We start from the raw sequence: 18,595 nt of genomic DNA, 5'->3' as shown, positions 1-18,595 counted from the left end.
TCAGTCGGCGTCGTCGGCGCCGTCGTCGCGTTCCGCGGCCTCTCGGCGCGCCGCGGCCGTCTCGCGGTCGATCGCGGCCTGCTCGCGCCGCTGTGCCGCCCAGTCGCGGGCGTCGCGGTCGCGCTGCCGGTCGAGGCGCTCGCGCTCGCGGCGCTCGGCCGTGCCCTCGCGCTCGTCGGCGAGGCGTTCGCGCTCGTCGGCGAGGCGTTCGCGCTCGTCGGCGTCGCGGTCACGGCGGTCGGCCACCGCATCGCGCTGGTCGGCGACGTGGTCCCGGCGGTCGAGGGCCTCGGCGCGCTCGTCGAGGTGCGCGCTGCGGTCGGCCGGATCGTCCTCGGCCGCCGGCCGGTCGGGGCTGGATGGTCGCTCGGGCTGCTCGGCCACGCCTGGCGGTGAGGCTACTCCTCCATCGCCGTCCGGGCCAGCCGCGCTTCGACGCCCCGCACGTCGCCGTCCTCGTCGCGCAGCACCCGCACCTCGGCGAAGCCTGCTCGGGCGAGGTCGCCGGCCAGCAACGCGGGCTGCCCGGCGCCGAGCTCGAGCAGCAGGGCGCCCCCGCGGCGCAGGAACCGCGGGGCGGCGACGACGACCCGCCGCAGCAGGTCCGTGCCGTCAGCGCCGCCGTCGTAGGCCAGCGGCGTCTCGAACGCGAAGGTGTCGCGCTGCAGCAGCGGGAGGTCGGGCGTCGGGACGTACGGGACGACCGCCACGACGACGTCGACCGCGCCCCGCAGGTCAGCCGGCAGCGGCTCCAGGAGCTCGCCCGCGACGACCTCCACCCCGTTCTCGCGCGCGCAGGCGACGGCCGCCTCGTGGAGCTCCGTGGCCAGCACCCGGGCGCGCGGCCGGCGGTCCTGGAGGACCTTCGCGATCGCGCCCGAGCCGGTGCAGACGTCGATGGCCACGCCGTCCTCCGGCAGCAGCTGCGCCGCCCGCTCGGCGAGGTGCTCGGTCTGCCACCGCGGGACGTAGACGCCCGGGTCGATCCGCACCTCGACGCCGCAGAAGACGACGCCGCCGGTGATCCAGGCCAGCGGCTCGCCCGTGCGGCGACGCGCCACGAGGTCCTCGAGGCGCTCCTGGGCACCGGCGGCGCAGGCCAGCAGCTCCGCGGCCTCCTCGTCGGCGGCGACGAAGCCCTCGGAGGCCAGGAGCGCCGTCAGCCCGGCGTGGTCGGATGGCACCACCACCCCCGCATTCTGCTCACCACCGCTGCGACCAGCGCCGCCGATCCCCGCCGGATCCTGTGGATGGGCACAGACGCGAGCGCCATCTTCGTGAGCGGCGCAGTGGTCGACCGGACAGCCTCATCGGGACACTCAGCCCGTGTCCGAGTCCGAGAACGGCACGCGGCCGGCACGCGCCGCGCTGGACGTCCTGCTGACCGACGCGGCCGTGGGCAACCCGGCGATGCGGGCGGCCCGTCAGCCGCTCTTCGCCGCCCGCGCGGTCGCGAAGGTCGCTGCCCGGCCCGACCGCCTGGCCCGGCGCGGCGCCGGGTTCGCGGCTGAGCTCGGCCGCATCGCGCGCGGCAGCTCCGAGGTCGCCCCACGGCGCGCCGACCGCCGCTTCGCCGACCCCGCCTGGGAGAAGAACTGGTTCTTCCGGCGGCTGCTGCAGAGCTACCTGGCCGCGGGCGCGGCCGCGTCCCAGGTCGTGGAGGACGCGCGGTTGGACTGGCAGACCGAGACGGCGGCGCGCTTCGTCGTCGAGAACGCCCACGACCTGCTGGCGCCGACGAACTTCCCGTGGAGCAACCCGGCAGTGCTCAAGGAGACGCTCGACCAGGGCGGCGCGAACCTCGTCGTGGGCCTGCGGCGCGCCGGGCGCGACGCGATGGCCCGGCGGCTGCCGGCGATGGTCGACACGTCGCGCTTCGAGGTCGGCGGGAACCTCGCGACCACCAAGGGCTCGGTCGTCCTGCGCACGGAGGTGTTCGAGCTCCTGCAGTACACGCCGGTGACGGACACCGTCCACGAGGTGCCGCTGGTCGTCGTCCCCCCGACGATCAACAAGTACTACGTCCTCGACCTGGCGCCGGGCCGCTCGATGGTCGAGCACCTCGTGGGCGAGGGCCACCAGGTCTTCATGGTCTCCTGGCGCAACCCCGGCCAGGAGCAGGGGCACTTCGACTTCGACACCTACGCGTCGGCGATCCTCGAGGCCCGCGACGCCGTCGCCAAGATCACCAAGCAGGCGAAGGTCAACCTCATGGCCGCGTGCTCCGGGGGGCTGCTGACCGCGGGGCTGCTCGGCCACCTCGCGCGTGACGGTGCGCTGCACGACCAGGTCAACTCGCTCACGCTGCTGGTCTGCGCGCTGGACAACGCCCGGGCGGGCACGGTGAGCGCGCTGGCCCGCCGCGAGGTCGCGGCGGTCGCGGTCGCGGAGTCCGCGCGTCGCGGCTACGTGGAGGGCAAGGCCCTCAACAACGTCTTCGCGTGGCTGCGCCCCAACGACCTGGTCTGGGGCTACGTCGTCAACAACTACCTGATGGGCAAGGCGCCGCCGGCCTTCGACATCCTCTACTGGAACCAGGACGCGGTCCGGCTCGCTGCGGGCCTGCACCACGACTTCGTGCGCATCGCCCTGGACAACACGCTCGTGGAGGCCGAGGCGACGGAGGTCCTGGGCACGCCGATCGACCTCGGCGAGGTCGACCTCGACGTCTACGCCGTGGCGGGGATCAACGACCACATCGTCCCGTGGGAGAACGCGTACCGCGGCGCGCGGGTGTTCGGCGGCACGACCCGGTTCGTCCTGTCGACCAGCGGTCACATCCAGGCGCTCATCAACCCGCCGGGGCCCAAGAGCAAGTCGTCCTACCGCGTGTCGGAGGAGCTGCCCGAGGACCACGAGCAGTACCTGCACGACATCCCGACCGTGTCGGGCAGCTGGTGGCCGGACCACGTCGGGTGGCTGTCGGCCCGGGCGGGCGAGCGCAAGCCGGCGCCCAAGCGCCTGGGCGGCGCGGGGTTCAAGCCGACGGCCGCGGCGCCGGGCAGCTACGTCCACGCCGCGTGAGCGAGGCGCAGCCCGCCGCGCCGCCGCGGCGCCCGCTGTCCCCGGTGCCGGGCGGCTGGCTCGGCCGGCCGCTGGCCGAGACCCGCTGGGCCCTCGAGGCGGGACGGCTCCTGGTCGACCCCGTCGCCTACGGGCTCGGCGTGCCGCGTGGCGACGGCCGGGCGGTCGTCGTCCTGCCGGGGTTCCTCGCCGGCGACGACTCGCTGCTGCTCCTGCGTCGCTGGCTGCGCCTGGTCGGCCACCGGCCGCAGACGGTCGGCTTCACGATGAACGTCGACTGCTCGGACCGGGCGGTCGAACGCGTCGAGCAGGTCCTCGAGGCGCTGCACGCGGAGTCCGGCCGTCGCGCCGCGGTGATCGGGCACAGCCGTGGCGGGCACTTCGCCCGTGCGGTGAGCGCGCGCCGGCCCGACCTCGTCTCCCACGCCATCTCGATGGGCGCCGACCTCCAGGGCCTGTTCGGGATCAGCACGCCGACGAAGATGGCGGTCGGTGTGGCGCGGCGGGGCCTGCACCTCGCGCGGCGCTCGCGTGACCCCGCGTGCTTCCGCTCGCGGTGCGCGTGTCGCTTCATGGAGGACTACCGGCGGCCGTTCCCGGTCGACCGGGTGCGCCTGACGTCGATCTACTCCAAGGGCGACGGCGTGGTGCGGTGGGAGCGCGCGGTGGTCGAGGAGGCGACCTGCGTCGAGGTCACCGGCAGCCACATCGGCCTCATGGCCAACCGCAAGGCCTACCGGGCGATCGCGGCGGCGCTCGCCGAGCCGGAGCTGGCGGGTGAGGGCGACCCGGTCGATGCGCACGCGTAGCCACCCGCGCCTCTACGTCACCGACGCCGGCGACGGCGAGCCCGTCCTCGTCGTCACGGGCTGGACGATCTCGTCGGCGATCTTCGACGAGCTCGGCGAGCGGCTCGTCGACGCCGGCGTGCGGGTCATCGCCTACGACCACCGCGGGACGGGACGGTCGGCGTCGTGGCTCGGTCCGGTCTCCATCGCGTCGCTGGCCGCCGACGCCGCGCGGGTGCTCGACGAGCGCGAGGTGGAGTCGGCGCACGTCGTGGGCCTCTCGCTCGGCGCCGCCATCGCCCTCGAGCTCGCGGTGCGGATGCCCGCGCGCGTGCGGTCGCTGTGCCTGGTCGGCGGGACCGCGGGCGGGCCGTCGATGACGCTGCCTGGGCCGGGACCGGCGGGACGCGCGCTGGCGGCGCTGGGGCGCGACTCGCTGCGGCGCCTGGGCCTGTGGCCCGCCGCCCTGCTGTTCTCGGACGAGTTCCGGCGCGAGCATCCGGAGCGCGTCAAGGAGCTCACCGAGCCCTTCATCCGCCACCGCCCGCCGCCGTGGGCGATCGGCTGGCAGACGCTCGCGGCGTCGTGCTTCAGCCGCGCCGCGTCGTTGGGCGACGTCTCCGCCCCGACCCTCCTGCTCCACGGTGGCGCGGACGTCATGGTCCCGCCGCGCAACGCGAAGGTCATGGCCCGTGCGCTGCCCGACGCCGAGCTCCACGTCGTCCCGGGCGCGGGGCACGCCGTCGTCTTCGAGCGCCCCGACGAGACCGTCGACCTCATGCTCGACTTCTTCGCCCGCCACGCCACGCGCGTGCCCCCCGCGGCGGACCGGCGCGACGTCGTCGTCGAGCGCCTGACGCGCCCCTTCGCCCTGCACGCCGGCGCGGCGCGCAACACCCTCCAGCTCGTGGGCGTGGGCCGGCCGCGACGGCGCCCTCCGCCCTGACCTCTGCGAAGAAGGGGACAGTCCCCTTCTTCTCACGCACCCACGATCGCCGATGAACACGGGAGTCTCGTGGGGTCGGCGCGTGGCGTCCTCGGCGCGCGGGTGAGAAGAATGGGTCAGACCCCTGCTTCTCACGCGGTGCGGCGCCGTCCTCGAGCGGCCTACGAGGTGGTCGGCCCTGCACGCCCGCCCAACACGCACCACGCTGCAGCTCGGGCGCGGGCGTCCGCGGCGGCGGGGGCAGGACTGACCCCCGGTCGGCGTCCGGATCGGTGCGGCGTGCGACGCTTGGCCCATGCTCTCCGTCGTCCTCGCGGTCGCTGCCGCGCTTGCCGCTCCCGGCCCTCCCGGACTCGACCGGACGGCCATCGCCGACGCCGCGGGTGGCGCTGGCTTCGGGCCGCAGGCCGACGCGATCGCGGCGGCGGCCCTACCCGGGGTGACGATGGAGCGGACCATCGTGCGGCGGGCGCCGGCTCGCCGCGGGACGTCGCGGCTCGGCGGCCGTCCCGATCTGCCGCCGACCACGCCCTGGCCGGTCTGCCAGGGCCGCCCGATGGCCTTCCTCGGCCAGGTCCGCCTCGCGGAGCTGCCTCGTGGCTACCTCCCGGAGCTGCCCCGCGCGGGGCTGCTGTCCTTCTTCACGGACGTCGAAGGCGAGGATCCCGGGTCGTGGCTCACGGGCGGCCGCTGCTCGACCGTCATGCGCCTTCCCCTGGGTCGTGGCCGGCTCGAGCGCCGCGCGACTCCCCGGCGCCAGCGGCCGCTGGTACTCCGCTCGGCGCGCGTGAGGCTCCGTGGGCACGCCAGCCTCCCGGCCTCCGAGGACACGCGGGTCGCTGCGCCGCTTCAGCACATTGCGATCTCCGACTTCGAGCCGTGGTTCCGCTTCCGCGAGGACCTCCGCGGGACACGGGAGCCGTTGCACCACCTCGGCGGCTATGCCGACTTCGGACAGCTCGACCCGCGCCGGTGGGAGTGCTCCAGGTCCGTGCCCGTCACCAAGTGGCGCCTGCTGCTCCAGGTCGAGTGGGACGAGCCGCTCGGCTTCATGGTGGGCGACGGCGGCGTCCTGTTCGTCCACGTCCGCGAGTCCGACCTGCGCGCCGGCCGGTTCGACCGGCTGTGCTCGAGCCTCGAGCAGGGCTAGGCGGCGAGCCGTCGGGGCGCCTGGGCCGCCGGCCGGAGGTCGTGGCCCGTGTCGAAGACGCAGTCGGGGTCGTAGGTGCGCTTGACCTCGCGCAGGCGGCGGAAGTCGGCGGGCGTGTAGGCGTCGGCGGTCCGGGTGGTGTCGCTGAGGAAGTTGCGGAAGGCGCCGCCGGTGGCGTAGGCGGCGAGGGCCGGGGTGCTGCCCGGGTCGGCGTCGACGGTCAGCGAGAACGGGACGTCGCGGTGGCCGGTCGGCCCGCCGGCATGGCCCATCGCGCCGCCCCAGTGACGGACCTCGATGGCGTTCCCGGGACCGTCCGGCGCGGCGATGGCGTCGACGAGCGCCGCGACGAGGCCGTGGGGCAGGTCGCGGACGAGCTCGAACTGCCGGGGCGACACCCCGCTCTGCATCGCGGCCCGCGCGTAGGGCACCGGGCGCCAGCCGTCGACGAGCGGCGCGCCGCCCCCGGTCTGCCACAGCGGCGTCAGCGCGCGCCGCGCGCGGGCCGGCGTGCCGAGGTGCAGGCCGCGCACGGCGACGACCGGGCCGTCGATCCGCGGGTCCGGCGACGAGCGGTGCAGGACGACCGTCGCGCTCAGCTCGTCGCCGGCGTCCTCGATCCAGTCGCGGAAGCGCAGCAGCAGGTCGGCGGCATGGGCGATCGGGAAGTACGCGGTGCCGGCGACGACGCGCGAGACGCGGTGCAGGCGGACCTCGAGCCCGGTGACGACGCCGAAGCTCCCGCCGCCGCCACGCAGCGCCCAGTGCAGGTGGGCGTGCTCGCCGGGCCCGGCGCTGACGAGCGCCCCGTCGGCGGTGACCACGTCGGCGCGCAGCAGGTTGTCGGCCCCGAGCCCGAAGCGCCGCGCGAGCTGCCCGACGCCGCCGTGCAGCGTGTAGCCGCCCACGCCGACGCTCGCGTGCGTGCCGGAGACCGGCGCGAGGCCGAGCGGCGCCGCGGCGGTCAGGACGTCACCCCACGTCGCGCCAGGCCCGACGCGCGCGGTCCGCCGGTCCGGATCGACGAGGACCTCGCGCATCGCGGTCGTGCGCAGGAGCAGCGCGCCCTCGACCCGCGCGTGCGTCCCGTGGCCGGTGGCCTGCGTGACGAGCCGCAGCCCGTGCTCGCGCGCGGCGCGCACCGCGGTCTGGACGTCAGCGGCGCACATCGCCTCGACCACCAGCGCGGGCCGCTGGTCGCTGGCCCCGGTCCAGGTCGTGCACAGGGCCGTGTAGGCGTCGTCACTCGGGAGCGCGACCCGGCCGCGGGCATGGCGGCGGATCTGACCTGCCGCGCGGGCGGCGGAGGCGCTCGTGGTGGCCGGCTGGGTCGTCGTCGCGGTCATCGTGTCGGTCAAGACCGGGGCCGCGGCGAGAACTCATCGGTCCTGGGTGACGCCTCGTGCATGTCAGGCATGCACGAGGCGTCACCCGGGTGTGCTCAGGCCGCCACCGGCACCCCGAGCGGCTCGGCGTCCACCACCGGGTCGCGCGCGAACCAGCCCGCGCAGTGCGGGCAGCAGCTCCACGACAGCTCGCGCTCGGCCAGCCAGAAGAGGTGATCGGCGCCCGGGGCGCGGCAGGCGACCTCGAGCCGGCCGTTGGCGGCGTGGCGCCGGAGGCGCGCCCAGGCGGGCACGCGTCCGGCGTCGAGCGGCGCCCCCACGCGCCGGACGACCTCGATGGTCACCCCCACGGCCATGACCGTAGTGGTCGGCCCGGCGGATCTGCGCTTCAGTGCGCAGTTGGCGCGGTGAGGTCCAGCGCCAGCGTCTGGCCCACGAGCTGCGCGCCGAAGAGCTCGCGGCGCGGCTCCTCGTCGACGAGCCGGAAGCCCGCCGCGTCGTAGATCCGGCGGGCGCTCACGAGCACGTCGACGGTCCAGAGCTCGAGGTGCTGGTAGCCGGCATCGCGCGCGAAGGCGATGCACGTGTCGACGAGGACCCGACCGACGCCGCGACCGCGGGCGTCGGGGTGGACGAGCAGGACGCGGAGCTTGGCGACCGCCTCGTCGCCGGTCCGCACGCAGACGATCGAGCCGGCGCGCGCACCGTCGACCTCGGCGATCCAGCCGGCCTCCCGGGCCGGGTCGTGGTCGCGCAGGAAGCCGAGCAGCACCTCGGCGGCCGAGCGCTCGAAGGTCGCGTCCCAGCCGAACTCGCGGGCGTAGAGCTCGCCGTGGGCCTGGACGACCCACCCGAGGTCGCCGGGCTGGCCGAGTGGGCGCAGGACGACGCCGTGCACGTCCTGCACCCTGCCCGAAGCGCTCGCCGGCCGCCATGCCGACCGGCGATGCCAGCGATCAGGTGCCCCTCAGCGGCTGGGCGCCGCGGGGGACGCCGGCGCAGCGGCTCCGGCGGCCGGCTGCCCGCCGGCGGGCGGCATCTCGCCCTCGGGGGCGAAGGCGAGCGCCCAGACGACGATCGCGACCACCATCGCCACGAGCGTCGCGGCGAGGCGGGCCCACGGGGGCTCGGCGGGACGGAGCGGCACCGCAGGGCTCGACGCCGCGGGCACGTGGGCCTCCAGGACGTCGGTGGACAGCGCGCGGGACGGGGCGACGGTCGACATGGGCGCGGATCCAAGCGGCGGTCGGTTTCGGCCGGGCGTCGCTGCCCGTTACAGCCGTGTTTCGCCACCGTTTCGCGCCCGTCGCCCACTTCGTCACGAGCACGATGCACGCTGTTCACAAAGCGTCCGCAGACTGCCGCGCCATGACACCGACCATCGCCGCCCCCGGCGTCGCCGCTCCCACCGTCGCGTCGCCGAGGGGACGGTGGATCGACCACTGGGAGCCCGAGGACGAGACCTTCTGGGAGACGCGCGGCAGGTCCATCGCGCGCAAGAACCTCGTCTTCTCGATCTTCGCCGAGAACCTCGGGTTCTCGATCTGGGTGATCTGGGGCATCGTCGTCCTGAACCTCGCGAACATCGGGATCGCCCTCAGCGTCGACGAGCTCTTCATCCTCACGGCCGTCCCGAACCTGGTCGGGTCGTTCCTGCGGATCCCCTACACCTTCGCGGTCCCGCGCTTCGGCGGACGGCTGTGGACGACGATCTCCGCGTCGCTGCTGTTCATCCCGTGTCTGCTGCTGGCGATCGTCGTGCCGTCGGGGTGGCTGGCCGACCAGTCCCACGACACGCAGCTGCTGGTCCTCCTGCTCTGCGCGGCGACGGCGGGCTTCGGCGGAGGCAACTTCTCCTCCTCGATGGCCAACATCTCCTTCTTCTACCCGGAGGGCAAGAAGGGCCTGGCCCTCGGCCTGAACGCCGCCGGCGGCAACCTCGGCGTCGCCATGTCCCAGCTGCTCGTGCCGCTCGTGCTCATCATCGGGGTCCCGGCGGCCGCCGTGAAGCTGCCGGTCCACGAGGTCCACATGGCCTACGCCGGCCTGGTCTGGCTGCCGTTCGTGGTCGCCGCCGCGTTCTGCGCCTGGTGGTACATGGACTCGCTGACCCAGGCCAAGGCCGACAAGGTCTCCTACAAGCGGGCCCTGAGCAGTCGGCACACCTGGATCATGTCGGTGCTCTACATCGGCACGTTCGGCAGCTTCATCGGCTACTCGTTCGCCCTGCCGCTGGTGATCAAGAACACCTTCCCGGAGTTCCTGGCCCAGCACACCTTCATCGCGACCTACCTCGCCGGCCTGGGGTTCGTCGGGGCGCTGCTCGGCTCCATCGCGCGGCCCGCCGGCGGCTGGCTCGCCGACCGGCTCGGCGGCGCCAAGGTCACGCTCGCGTGCTTCGTCGGCATGGCGGCCTTCACCGTCCTGGCCATCGTCGGCGTCAACCAGCGCTCGTTCGCGACGTTCTTCGTCGCCTACATGCTCATCTTCGTCCTGTCGGGCGCCGGCAACGGCTCGACGTACCGGATGATCCCGTCGATCTTCGCCGCGCTCGGGCGGCGGGAGGGTGGCGATCCCGTCGACTTCAAGCGCCGTGCCGCGGCCGTCATCGGCATCGCCGGCGCGATCGGCGCCTTCGGCGGCTTCCTCATCCAGCTCGTCTTCCGCCAGGCCTCGCTCGACGTCGCGGCCGCCGTCAAGGCCGCGACGAGCCCGGCCGAGAAGGTCGCGGTCGCCGCCGCCGAGGCGGACTGGTCCCTCGGCGCCCTATACGTCTTCCTCGGCGCCTACGCGATCTTCGCCGTCATCACCTGGGCGGTGTACCTGCGCCGGACGCCCAGCGGCATCGCCGGCCCCGACGGCCGCCCGGTCTAGGCGACCTCGCGCTCGCGCGCGCGGACCCGGCGCAGGGCCGCGCGCGACGCGCGCACCTGCCCGGGCTGCGCGGCCAGCGGCACCTTCCACAGCGGGCTGAGGACCGCGTCGAGCACCCGGCTGGGGACGGCCTCCTGGTAGTCGGCGAGGTCGTCGTCGCCCACGCCCCCGCCCACGTACACGAACGCCCGGCCGTCCTCGGCGAGGTGCAGGTAGGCGCGCGTCTCGCAGTGCTTGTAGGCCTGGATGCGCAGCCCGTCCACGCACAGCACGTCGTACATCCACATGAAGTCCCCGACGACGGGCTCGCCGACGAGCGCGAGCAGCGGACCCCCCTCGGGCGCGTGGCCCTGGTGCGTCTTCCCCTTGACCTTGGTGCTGAGCAGCATGCGCGCCAGCGTCCCGCCGGGCACGGCACGGGACCACACGCGAGGCGCGCAGCACTGCGGCGGATCGGCGTAGAGTCGCCCCATGAGCCCCATCCCCGGCAAGGGCCACGCCCCCACGCCGCTCGAGCTGACCACCGCGGACGGCCAGAAGGTGAAGCTCAAGGTCCCCGGGCTGCCCGAGCCGGTCCGGCCGCGCGGCTACGAGGAGCGCGGAGGCGACGAGCCGCCGCGCGAGGACCCGCGGCCGCCGGGCGTGAACCCGGACCACGCCGCGGGCTGACCCCCGACGTCAGTCGAGCTCGTCGCGGTCGCCGAGCTCGATCCGCGAGGGCGCGTCCGAGCCCTCGGGGTGCAGGACGAACGTCTCGACCGACAGGCCGTCGACGAGCGTGTCCGTCGCGCTGGTGAACGCACGCACCCGACGACCGGTGAGCCGCTCGACCGGCTCGCAGAACTCCCGCAGGCTCGCGTGCTGGAAGACCATCCGCGTCTCGCGCAGGCGCTGGTGCTCGCCGATGCGCACCAGGCTGCGCTCCGCCGGGGTCAGCGTGTCCTCGAGCACGACGACGAGCACGTCACGGCCGGCCCACGCGGTGCGCGCGGCCGTCGGCCCGCGGCCGAACTGCTCCTTGTAGAGCCGCACCATCTCGTTGGAGATCTCGAGCAGGACCGAGCGGTCGCGGTCGCCCGCCGTCGCCTCGTGGGTGGCCGTCACCGGATCGTGCGCGGGGTCCACGGGTCCTGCGGTGCGGTGCTGGCGATGTGCGCGGGCAACAGGGCTCCTCGAAGTGGGTCCGACCTTCGAGCGACGCGGCCTCCCCTGCTCCGGAGACGCCAGGCCGACCTCGTTGTCCTGAGTGCGATGCACGCCCGGACGAACCGGCGCGGCACCTCGGGGCGGGAAGATACCTCGCCCACCGGCAGATGCCGGCGTTCGCCCTGGAGGGCCGTCGGAGAGCGTCACCGCTACCGTCGCGGCCATGGCCAAGCGCTCCTCCCGCGACCGCGTCGTGTGGTCCTCGAGCGACGGCGACCTGCGCAAGGCGCGCGACCCCGCCCTCAAGGCCCGGATGCAGGGCGACGGCCGCGTGCGCGTGCGCCGCGAGACCAGCGGGCGGCGCGGCAAGGCGGTCACCACGGTCAGCGGCGTGCCGGTGGACGACGCCGCCCTCAAGGAGCTGGCCGGCCGCCTGAAGAAGCGCTGCGGCGTCGGCGGAGCCATCAAGGACGGCGTGATCGAGCTGCAGGGCGACCACCGCGACGTGGTTGTCGAGCTCCTGCGCGCCGAGGGGCACGACGTCGTGCTCGCCGGCGGCTAGACCCTCGGCGTCAGCGCCTGCGGTCGCGGTCGAAGCGCCGCCGGTCGCGCTTGGTCGGCCGACCACCGTGCTCGGGCACCGCCATCGCCGCCAGCCGCCGCACGAGCGCCGCGCGCTCACGCGCCTCGACGCTGTCGGGCGTCTCCTCGTAGAGCCGCTGGGCCTCACCGGCCGGGCCGCGGCGCTCGGACGTGGCGCGCACCACCACCGTCCGGCGGACCTGGCCGACCGTGATCTCGAGCTCGTCCCCGGGCCGGACCTCCTTGGACGGCTTGGTCGCCTGGCCGTTGAGGTGCACCCGGCCGCCCTTGACCGCGTCGGCCGCGAGCGCGCGCGTCTTGGCGAAGCGCGCCGCCCACAGCCACTTGTCGAGGCGCACCGGCGCCGACGACCCGTCCATGGCCCTGATGCTGGCAGCATCGGGCCGGTGCCCGCCGCCGCGCCGACCGTCGTCGAGCCCGAGACGCCCCACGGACCTGCACGGGTCCACCTCCACGCGCCCGAGGCCTCGCCGCGGGCGGCGCTGCTGCTCGGCCACGGCGCGGGCGGCGGCGTCGCGGCGCCCGACCTGCTGGCGGCGACCGAGACGGCCCTGCAGCGGGGCGTCCTCGTCGGCCTGGTGGAGCAGCCCTACCGCGTCGCGGGACGGCGATCGGTTGCGCCCACCCACCAGCTCGACGCCGCCTGGGAGGCGGTCGTCGCCCACCTGCGCACGGGCCCCCTCGCGGACCTGCCGGTCCTCCTCCAGGGCGGACGCTCGTCCGGCGCCCGCGTCGCCTGCCGCACCGCCACGGCGACCGGGGCCGCCGGCGTCCTGGCCCTCGCCTTCCCGCTCGAGCCTCCGACGCGCAAGCCCGGCGCCGAGCGCAGGTCCCGCCTGCCCGAGCTCGAGGCCGTGGCCGTGCCCGTGCTCGTCGTCCAGGGCGAGCGCGACCGGTTCGGCATCCCGCCCGCGGCGCCGCCCGCGCGGGAGGTCGTCGTGCTCAAGGGCGACCACGCCCTCAAGGCCGATCGCGCGCGGTTGCAGGACGCCCTCGGGGGCTGGCTGCAACGGCTCCTACCCTGAGCCTCGTGCACGTCGAGATCTGGTCGGACATCGCCTGCCCCTGGTGCTACGTCGGCAAGCGCCGCTTCGAGGCGGCGCTGGCGGCGTTCGAGCACCGCGACGCCGTCACCGTCACCTGGCGCTCGTTCGAGCTCGACCCCCACGCGCCGGTCGAGCGCGGGGTCGACGGCGCGACGCACTTGGCCGAGAAGTACGGGGTCACGCGCGACGAGGCGCTGGCGATGCAGCAGCGGCTGAGCGACGTCGCCGCCGGCGACGGCCTGGACTACGACCTCGAGCACGCCCGCGGCGGCAGCACGTTCGACGCCCACCGCCTCGTGCACCTCGCCGCCCAGCACGGCAGGCAGGACGCCATGGAGGAGCGGCTGTTCGCCGCCTACCTGGCCGAGCGCGAGCTCGTCTCCGACCACGCGACGCTCCAGCGCCTGGGCGAGGAGGTGGGCCTCCCCGCCGACGAGGTGGCCGACGCGCTGGCCTCGAACCGCTTCGCCGACGAGGTCCGCGACGACGAGCGCACCGCTGCCGGACTGGGCATCAGCGCGGTCCCGTTCTTCGTCGTCGACCGCGCCTACGGCACCTCGGGCGCGCAGCCCGCCGAGCTCCTCACGCAGCTGCTCGAGAAGGCCTGGGCCGAGCGCCCGCAGGTCACCGTCGTCGGCGAGGGCGACAGCTGCGGCGTCGACGGCTGCTGATCAGGCCACCGCGGCCGCGGCGCGGCTGAAGCGCCCGGCCAGCGTCCGCAGGTGGGCCGAGAGCTCGGGCGAGCCCTCGACCTCGAAGTCGACGCCGAGCATCGCGATGCGCAGCGCGAGCCAGTCCAGCGAGTCGTCGCCGGTGCGGTAGGTGCAGCTGGTCTCGTCGCGCGGCTCCACGCGCCCCCAGAGGTGCGGCATCCGCGCCGTCACCTCGTCGGCGGGGGCGAAGAGCGTCACCCGCGCCTCGTAGCGGTAGTTCGCGGTCGACAGCGTCCGGGCGACGTAGGCCGCCGGGTCGTCGTCGGGCAGCTTGCGCGGCGCGAAGCGCACGCCGGTCGAGGCGGGCCGGGTGATCCGGTCCAGCCGGAAGGTCCGCCAGTCCGCGCGCGCGAGGCACCAGGCGACGAGGTACCAGCGCGAGCCGAGGTGGACCAGCGCGTGGGGCTCGACGTCGCGGCGGGTGTCGACGCCGTCGCGTCCGCGGTAGCCGAAGCGCACGCGCTCGGCGTCCCGGCAGCCCGCGGCGAGCACCGTCAGGCACTCCGGGTCGACGGTCGGGCCGGGCGGCGCGAGCGTCGCCGTGGCGACCTGCAGCGCCTGCACCCGGCGGCGCAGGTGGCCGGGCAGCACCTGCTCGAGCTTCACGAGCGCGCGGACGGCCGTCTCCTCGATCCCGGCCACGGCGGTCGAGGCCGCCGTGCGCAGGCCCACGGCGATGGCGATCGCCTCGTCGTCGTCGAGCAGGAGCGGCGGCATCGCCGTCCCCGCGCGCAGGCGGTAGCCGCCCGCAGGGCCGGTGAGCGACTCGACCGGGTAGCCGAGCTCGCGCAGGCGCTCGACGTCGCGGCGGACCGTGCGCCCCGACACCTCGAGGCGCTCGGCGAGCTCGTGGCCCGGCCAGTCCCGTCGCGCCTGCAGGAGCGAGAGGAGCTGGAGCAGCCGACCGGAGGTCGCGGTCATGGTCGCGGACACTCTCGCATGTCCCGGCCAGATCCTGTCCTAGATCCGATCTAGCGTGCCGCGCCATGGAGATGACCGGGAGCGAGCCTGCCATCCAGGTGCAGGGGCTGCGCAAGTCCTTCGGGGACGTCCACGCGCTGCAGGGGGTCGACCTCGAGGTCGCGCCGGGCACCGTGCTCGGCCTGCTGGGACCCAACGGCGCCGGCAAGACGACGGCGGTGCGCGTCATGACCACGCTGCTGCGACCGGACGCCGGGAGCGTCCGGGTCGCGGGGCTCGACGCGGTGAAGGACGCGGCCGCGCTGCGGGCCAAGATCGGCCTGGCCGGGCAGTACGCCGCGGTCGACGAGCTGCTGACCGGCGAGGAGAACCTCGTGATGGTCGGCCGGCTCTACGGCGAGAGCCGCAGGGCGGCCAAGGCGCGGGCCGCACAGCTGCTCGAGCGCTTCTCGCTCACCGAGGCGGCCAAGCGGCCGTCGAAGACGTACTCGGGCGGCATGCGCCGCCGGCTCGACCTCGCCGCGGCGCTCGTGGCCAAGCCGCCGGTGCTGTTCATGGACGAGCCGACGACGGGGCTCGACCCGCGCAGCCGCATCGACCTGTGGGAGACCATCGAGGAGCTCGTGGACGCGGGCACGACGGTCCTCCTCACGACCCAGTACCTGGACGAGGCCGACCGCCTGGCCGACCGCATCGCGGTGATCGACCGAGGTCAGGTCATCGCCGACGGCACCGCCGACGAGCTCAAGGACCGCGTCGGCGGCGAGCGCGTCGACGTGACGCTGGCCGACCAGGCCGACGGCGAGCGGGCCGCCGCGGCGCTCGAGGCGATGTCCGACGAGCGCCCGGCGGTGAGCGGCGCGACGGTGAGCGTGGCGGTGCGCCAGCGCTCCGGCGCGATCGTGCAGGCGGTGCGCCGCCTCGAGGAGGCAGGCGTGGAGGTCGAGGACCTCGCGGTCCGCCGGCCCACGCTGGACGACGTGTTCCTGGCCCTCACCGGCCACGCGGCCGACCCGCAGGGCGATGGCGACGGAGACGGCGAACCCGGCAAGGACCGGGAGGAGGTGGCCGCATGAGCCGCGTGGTGTCCGACACGCTCGTGCTGACCGAGCGCAACCTGCTGCGCCTGCCGCGCGCGCCCGACCTGCTGGTCGCCTTCACGCTGCAGCCGATCATGTTCGTGCTGCTGTTCGTCTACGTCTTCGGCGGGGCGATCAACACGCCGGGCTTCGACTACGTCGACTTCCTGATCCCGGGGATCATCGTCCAGAACATCTCGTTCGGCGGCTTCGTGACCGCGATCGGCCTGGTCGAGGACATGAACCGCGGCCTCATCGACCGCTTCCGGTCGCTGCCGATGTCGCGCTGGGCGGTGCTCGCCGGGCGCACGATCGCCGACGTCGTCACGAACCTCGTCGGGATCGTGATCCTGCTGGCCACGGCGCTCATCATCGGGTTCTCGTTCGACGCGAACGTCGTGGAGGTCGTCGGCGGCATCGGCCTGCTGCTGCTGTTCGGCTACGCGTTCTCGTGGGTCTTCGCGTACATCGGCCTGGTCGTGAACACGCCGGAGGCGGCCAACTCCTTCGGGTTCATGGCGATCTTCCCGCTGACGTTCATCTCGTCGGCCTTCGTGCCGGTCGACTCGATGCCCGCCGGGCTCGAGTGGTTCGCGGAGATCAACCCGTTCACGGTCGTCGTCGACGCGATGCGGACCCTGTGGGTCGGCGCCGACGGCGGCAGCGTCCTGGGCGCCATCGCCTGGTCGGTCGCCATCACCGCGATCTTCGCGCCGCTGGCCGTCGCGAAGTACCGCAAGGCCCAGGCGCGCTAGCCGCGAGGGTCCGCCGGACTGCGGGCAGGCGGGCCGGGGTGTCACCCTGGCCCGCCGACCCCCGCCTCGCCGATGGACGAAGGACCCCGCATGACCGCCGACGCCGAACCCGCCGCCTCCACCTCGCAGGCCGCGGACCCCACCTCCCCCACGACCTTCGCCGACCTCGGCCTGCGCGACGAGCTCATCGCCGCCGTCACCGCACTCGGCTACGAGGAGCCCACGCCGATCCAGCGCGAGGCGATCGAACCGCTGGCGGCGGGCCGCGACCTGCTGGGCCAGGCGGCGACCGGCACCGGCAAGACCGCTGCGTTCGCGCTGCCGATGCTCCAGCGCCTCGAGCGCGGTCGTGAGGACCGGCGGCCGATGGGCCTCGTCCTCGTCCCCACGCGCGAGCTGGCGGTCCAGGTGTCGGAGGCCGCCCACAAGTACGGCCGCGGCCTGGCCGCGCGGGTCGTCCCGATCTACGGCGGCCAGCCCATGCGCCGCCAGCTGCGCGAGCTGCAGGACGGCGTCGACGTCGTCGTGGCCACGCCGGGCCGCGCGCTGGACCACGTCAAGCGCCGCACGCTCGTGCTCGACGCCGTCGAGGTCGTCGTGCTCGACGAGGCCGACGAGATGCTCGACATGGGCTTCGCCGAGGACCTCGAGGCGCTGCTGGCCGCCGCGCCCGAGCGCCGCCAGACCGTCCTGTTCTCCGCGACGATGCCGCCGCGCCTCGAGCGCATCGCCCAGGGCCAGCTGCGCGACCCCGTCCGCCTGACCGTCGGCCGCGAGGCGCCCGCGCCGGGCGAGGCGCCGCTCGTGCGCGAGACGGCGCACATGGTCGCCCGCGCGCACAAGCCCGCCGCGCTCGGCCGCGTCCTCGACGTCGAGGCGCCGACCGCCGCGCTGGTCTTCTGCCGCACCCGCGACGAGGTCGACCAGCTCACGGAGTCGCTCAACGGCCGCGGTCACCGCGCCGAGGCACTGCACGGCGGGCTGAGCCAGGAGCAGCGCGACCGCGTCATGGGCCGGCTGCGCGCCGGCGCGGCCGACCTCCTCGTCGCGACCGACGTCGCCGCTCGCGGCCTCGACGTCGAGCAGCTCACCCACGTCGTCAACTACGACGTCCCGGCCTCGCCCGAGGCCTACGTCCATCGCATCGGCCGCGTCGGGCGGGCCGGGCGCGAGGGCGCGGCGATCACGCTCGCCGAGCCGCGCGAGCACCGGCTGCTCAAGGCGATCGAGCGCGTCACGCGCCGCCGCATCCCCGTCGAGCGCCTGCCGACCGTCGCCGACCTCCGCGCCCGGCGCATGGAGCTCACGCGCTCGGGCGTCGAGGAGGCGCTGGCCGACGGCGAGCTCGAGCCCTACCGCGCGGTCCTCGACGCGCTCGTGGCCGAGCACGACCTCGTCGACGTCGCCCTCGCCGCCATCCGCCTCGCGCACGAGGCCACGGGCGCCGGCGTCGAGGACGAGCCCGAGGAGATCCCCGACGTCCCGGCGCGCAAGGAGCGCCGCGAGCGGGGTCCCGGCGGGCCCCGGGGCGACGACCGGCGCAGCGCCGAGCGGCGCGGCGACGGCGATCGGGGCGGCGGCGACCGCGGTCCGGCCGGCCCGACGGCGCGCATCTTCATCGGCGCCGGCCGCGCAGCCGGCGTGCGCCCGCAGGACCTCGTCGGCGCGATCACCGGCGAGACGCGCCTGCAGGGCAGCGACATCGGCGCGATCCACATCGCCGAGCGCTTCGCCCTCGTCGAGGTGCCCGAGCCGGCCGCGGACTTCGTCGTGCGCGCGCTGCGCCAGACGAAGATCAAGGGCCAGAAGCCGACGATCCGCCGCGACCGCGAGGAGGCGCCGCCGCCCCGGGCAAAGGGGCGGCGCACGGACCGGCCGCCGACCGGGTAGCCCTCGGGCATGGCGAAGGACCACGGCTCCCAGGTGAAGGACGACAAGACCTACGAGGGCCTGCGCAAGAGCGGCGCGAGCAAGCAGAAGGCAGCGCGCATCGCCAACGCGAAGGCCGGCGGCGGCAACCCGTCCAAGAAGGGCGGCAAGGCCTCCAGCTACGAGGACCAGACGAAGGACCAGCTGCTCAAGAAGGCCCGCGAGGTGGGCATCGAGGGCCGCTCGAAGATGGACAAGCAGGAGCTCGTCTCCGCCTTGCGCAACAGCTGACGCCCAAACCCGACCGCAGCGGTGCGGTTTGGCTAGGTTCTAGG

23 protein-coding genes are annotated in these 18,595 nt (G+C 74.9%); 13 read left to right on the top strand and 10 right to left on the bottom strand.

All coding sequences use genetic code 11. The annotated features are described in order from the left end of the window. Window positions 1–384 carry a hypothetical protein gene (locus JUB12_RS02460; RefSeq protein ID WP_205698030.1) on the bottom strand — a complete coding sequence of 128 codons (384 nt, stop codon included), beginning with the start codon at window positions 382–384 and terminating at the stop codon, window positions 1–3. A 14-nt stretch (window positions 385–398) separates the two neighbouring features. Further along, window positions 399–1,184 carry a methyltransferase gene (locus JUB12_RS02455; protein WP_205698029.1) on the bottom strand — a complete coding sequence of 262 codons (786 nt, stop codon included), beginning with the start codon at window positions 1,182–1,184 and terminating at the stop codon, window positions 399–401. A 142-nt stretch (window positions 1,185–1,326) separates the two neighbouring features. Here JUB12_RS02455 and JUB12_RS02450 point away from each other — a divergent pair, with 142 nt between their 5' ends. The 4 genes from JUB12_RS02450 to JUB12_RS02435 all read left to right on the top strand — a co-directional run bounded on the left by JUB12_RS02450 (window position 1,327) and on the right by JUB12_RS02435 (window position 5,908). Further along, window positions 1,327–3,024 carry an alpha/beta hydrolase gene (locus tag JUB12_RS02450; RefSeq protein ID WP_205698028.1) on the top strand — a complete coding sequence of 566 codons (1,698 nt, stop codon included), beginning with the start codon at window positions 1,327–1,329 and terminating at the stop codon, window positions 3,022–3,024. Continuing rightward, window positions 3,021–3,833, top strand: coding sequence for an alpha/beta hydrolase (locus JUB12_RS02445; RefSeq protein WP_205698027.1), 813 nt, complete (start codon window positions 3,021–3,023; stop codon window positions 3,831–3,833). The genes JUB12_RS02450 and JUB12_RS02445 overlap by 4 nt, the downstream gene beginning before the upstream one ends. Beyond that, a complete protein-coding gene (locus JUB12_RS02440; RefSeq protein WP_205698026.1) occupies window positions 3,820–4,758 on the top strand; it encodes an alpha/beta fold hydrolase in 939 nt (312 codons plus the stop codon). Before JUB12_RS02445 ends, JUB12_RS02440 begins: the two co-directional genes overlap by 14 nt. A 295-nt stretch (window positions 4,759–5,053) precedes the next feature. Beyond that, window positions 5,054–5,908 (top strand): DUF1963 domain-containing protein, encoded by an 855-nt coding sequence (locus JUB12_RS02435; RefSeq protein ID WP_205698025.1) that lies wholly within the window; start codon window positions 5,054–5,056, stop codon window positions 5,906–5,908. Here JUB12_RS02435 and JUB12_RS02430 read toward each other — a convergent pair. The 4 genes from JUB12_RS02430 to JUB12_RS02415 all read right to left on the bottom strand — a co-directional run bounded on the left by JUB12_RS02430 (window position 5,905) and on the right by JUB12_RS02415 (window position 8,479). Next, the gene (locus tag JUB12_RS02430) at window positions 5,905–7,254 is read right to left on the bottom strand and encodes an FAD-binding oxidoreductase (RefSeq protein WP_205698024.1); all 1,350 of its coding nucleotides are present in this window, start codon (window positions 7,252–7,254) and stop codon (window positions 5,905–5,907) included. The genes JUB12_RS02435 and JUB12_RS02430 overlap by 4 nt on opposite strands. Window positions 7,255–7,349: 95 nt before the next feature. Further along, window positions 7,350–7,604 (bottom strand): hypothetical protein, encoded by a 255-nt coding sequence (locus tag JUB12_RS02425; RefSeq protein ID WP_205698023.1) that lies wholly within the window; start codon window positions 7,602–7,604, stop codon window positions 7,350–7,352. A 38-nt stretch (window positions 7,605–7,642) separates the two neighbouring features. Next, window positions 7,643–8,152 (bottom strand): GNAT family N-acetyltransferase, encoded by a 510-nt coding sequence (locus JUB12_RS02420; RefSeq protein WP_205698022.1) that lies wholly within the window; start codon window positions 8,150–8,152, stop codon window positions 7,643–7,645. A 69-nt stretch (window positions 8,153–8,221) separates the two neighbouring features. Next, window positions 8,222–8,479, bottom strand: a complete 258-nt coding sequence (locus tag JUB12_RS02415; protein WP_205698021.1) for a hypothetical protein — start codon at window positions 8,477–8,479, stop codon at window positions 8,222–8,224. A 143-nt stretch (window positions 8,480–8,622) separates the two neighbouring features. On the opposite strand from JUB12_RS02415, the gene JUB12_RS02410 reads away from it, so the two are divergent. Next, complete coding sequence (locus JUB12_RS02410) at window positions 8,623–10,128, top strand: MFS transporter (RefSeq protein WP_205698020.1); 1,506 nt, start codon at window positions 8,623–8,625, stop codon at window positions 10,126–10,128. On the opposite strand, the gene JUB12_RS02405 is transcribed toward JUB12_RS02410, so the two are convergent. Beyond that, on the bottom strand, window positions 10,125–10,517 hold the full coding sequence (locus JUB12_RS02405; protein ID WP_205698019.1) for a hypothetical protein: 393 nt from the start codon (window positions 10,515–10,517) through the stop codon (window positions 10,125–10,127). The two genes, JUB12_RS02410 and JUB12_RS02405, sit on opposite strands and share 4 nt — an antisense overlap. 82 nt (window positions 10,518–10,599) lie before the next feature. Between JUB12_RS02405 and JUB12_RS02400 the strand changes: the two genes are divergently transcribed. After that, window positions 10,600–10,797, top strand: coding sequence for a hypothetical protein (locus JUB12_RS02400; RefSeq protein WP_205698018.1), 198 nt, complete (start codon window positions 10,600–10,602; stop codon window positions 10,795–10,797). Between the two features lie 9 nt (window positions 10,798–10,806). Here JUB12_RS02400 and JUB12_RS02395 read toward each other — a convergent pair whose 3' ends face one another. Next, the gene (locus JUB12_RS02395; RefSeq protein ID WP_205698017.1) at window positions 10,807–11,253 is read right to left on the bottom strand and encodes a Na-translocating system protein MpsC family protein; all 447 of its coding nucleotides are present in this window, start codon (window positions 11,251–11,253) and stop codon (window positions 10,807–10,809) included. A 244-nt stretch (window positions 11,254–11,497) separates the two neighbouring features. Between JUB12_RS02395 and JUB12_RS02390 the strand changes: the two genes are divergently transcribed. Beyond that, a complete protein-coding gene (locus tag JUB12_RS02390; protein WP_205698016.1) occupies window positions 11,498–11,836 on the top strand; it encodes a translation initiation factor in 339 nt (112 codons plus the stop codon). Between the two features lie 10 nt (window positions 11,837–11,846). Here JUB12_RS02390 and JUB12_RS02385 read toward each other — a convergent pair whose 3' ends face one another. Beyond that, window positions 11,847–12,236: an RNA-binding S4 domain-containing protein gene (locus tag JUB12_RS02385; protein WP_205698015.1), complete on the bottom strand. Its 390-nt coding sequence runs from the start codon at window positions 12,234–12,236 to the stop codon at window positions 11,847–11,849. A gap of 27 nt (window positions 12,237–12,263) precedes the next feature. Between JUB12_RS02385 and JUB12_RS02380 the strand changes: the two genes are divergently transcribed. Together JUB12_RS02380 and JUB12_RS02375 are read left to right on the top strand one after the other, a co-directional pair. Then, the gene (locus JUB12_RS02380; RefSeq protein WP_205698014.1) at window positions 12,264–12,902 is read left to right on the top strand and encodes an alpha/beta family hydrolase; all 639 of its coding nucleotides are present in this window, start codon (window positions 12,264–12,266) and stop codon (window positions 12,900–12,902) included. 5 nt (window positions 12,903–12,907) lie between these two features. After that, the gene (locus JUB12_RS02375; protein ID WP_205698013.1) at window positions 12,908–13,594 is read left to right on the top strand and encodes a DsbA family oxidoreductase; all 687 of its coding nucleotides are present in this window, start codon (window positions 12,908–12,910) and stop codon (window positions 13,592–13,594) included. Here JUB12_RS02375 and JUB12_RS02370 read toward each other — a convergent pair whose 3' ends face one another. After that, window positions 13,595–14,557, bottom strand: a complete 963-nt coding sequence (locus JUB12_RS02370; RefSeq protein ID WP_205698012.1) for a YafY family protein — start codon at window positions 14,555–14,557, stop codon at window positions 13,595–13,597. It lies immediately after the preceding gene. 65 nt (window positions 14,558–14,622) lie between these two features. Here JUB12_RS02370 and JUB12_RS02365 point away from each other — a divergent pair, with 65 nt between their 5' ends. From JUB12_RS02365 to JUB12_RS02350, 4 genes are all read left to right on the top strand, one after another. After that, entirely contained in the window at window positions 14,623–15,633 is a 1,011-nt protein-coding gene (locus JUB12_RS02365) for an ATP-binding cassette domain-containing protein (RefSeq protein ID WP_305852575.1), read from the top strand. Next, complete coding sequence (locus tag JUB12_RS02360) at window positions 15,630–16,391, top strand: ABC transporter permease (protein ID WP_205698011.1); 762 nt, start codon at window positions 15,630–15,632, stop codon at window positions 16,389–16,391. Before JUB12_RS02365 ends, JUB12_RS02360 begins: the two co-directional genes overlap by 4 nt. Before the next feature lie 90 nt (window positions 16,392–16,481). Beyond that, window positions 16,482–18,281 carry a DEAD/DEAH box helicase gene (locus JUB12_RS02355; protein ID WP_205698010.1) on the top strand — a complete coding sequence of 600 codons (1,800 nt, stop codon included), beginning with the start codon at window positions 16,482–16,484 and terminating at the stop codon, window positions 18,279–18,281. Between the two features lie 9 nt (window positions 18,282–18,290). Then, on the top strand, window positions 18,291–18,551 hold the full coding sequence (locus tag JUB12_RS02350; protein WP_205698009.1) for a Rho termination factor N-terminal domain-containing protein: 261 nt from the start codon (window positions 18,291–18,293) through the stop codon (window positions 18,549–18,551). The last annotated feature ends 44 nt before the right edge of the window (window positions 18,552–18,595 follow it).

Origin of the sequence: Conexibacter sp. SYSU D00693, from assembly GCF_017084525.1 — a bacterium.
Taxonomy (GTDB): Bacteria; Actinomycetota; Thermoleophilia; order Solirubrobacterales; family Solirubrobacteraceae; genus Baekduia.
This window is presented reverse-complemented; position numbering and strand designations above follow the sequence as displayed.

Excerpts from the sequence above, each read along its gene's own strand:
- JUB12_RS02350 (WP_205698009.1), top strand. The coding sequence starts at position 18,291 with ATGGCGAAGGACCACGGCTCCCAGGTGAAGGACGACAAGACCTACGAG.
- JUB12_RS02360 (WP_205698011.1), top strand. The coding sequence starts at position 15,630 with ATGAGCCGCGTGGTGTCCGACACGCTCGTGCTGACCGAGCGCAACCTG.
- JUB12_RS02370 (WP_205698012.1), bottom strand. The coding sequence starts at position 14,557 with ATGACCGCGACCTCCGGTCGGCTGCTCCAGCTCCTCTCGCTCCTGCAG.
- JUB12_RS02435 (WP_205698025.1), top strand. The coding sequence starts at position 5,054 with ATGCTCTCCGTCGTCCTCGCGGTCGCTGCCGCGCTTGCCGCTCCCGGC.
- JUB12_RS02440 (WP_205698026.1), top strand. The coding sequence starts at position 3,820 with ATGCGCACGCGTAGCCACCCGCGCCTCTACGTCACCGACGCCGGCGAC.
- JUB12_RS02365 (WP_305852575.1), top strand. The coding sequence starts at position 14,623 with ATGGAGATGACCGGGAGCGAGCCTGCCATCCAGGTGCAGGGGCTGCGC.
- JUB12_RS02415 (WP_205698021.1), bottom strand. The coding sequence starts at position 8,479 with ATGTCGACCGTCGCCCCGTCCCGCGCGCTGTCCACCGACGTCCTGGAG.
- JUB12_RS02400 (WP_205698018.1), top strand. The coding sequence starts at position 10,600 with ATGAGCCCCATCCCCGGCAAGGGCCACGCCCCCACGCCGCTCGAGCTG.
- JUB12_RS02355 (WP_205698010.1), top strand. The coding sequence starts at position 16,482 with ATGACCGCCGACGCCGAACCCGCCGCCTCCACCTCGCAGGCCGCGGAC.
- JUB12_RS02390 (WP_205698016.1), top strand. The coding sequence starts at position 11,498 with ATGGCCAAGCGCTCCTCCCGCGACCGCGTCGTGTGGTCCTCGAGCGAC.
- JUB12_RS02410 (WP_205698020.1), top strand. The coding sequence starts at position 8,623 with ATGACACCGACCATCGCCGCCCCCGGCGTCGCCGCTCCCACCGTCGCG.
- JUB12_RS02385 (WP_205698015.1), bottom strand. The coding sequence starts at position 12,236 with ATGGACGGGTCGTCGGCGCCGGTGCGCCTCGACAAGTGGCTGTGGGCG.
- JUB12_RS02430 (WP_205698024.1), bottom strand. The coding sequence starts at position 7,254 with ATGACCGCGACGACGACCCAGCCGGCCACCACGAGCGCCTCCGCCGCC.
- JUB12_RS02405 (WP_205698019.1), bottom strand. The coding sequence starts at position 10,517 with ATGCTGCTCAGCACCAAGGTCAAGGGGAAGACGCACCAGGGCCACGCG.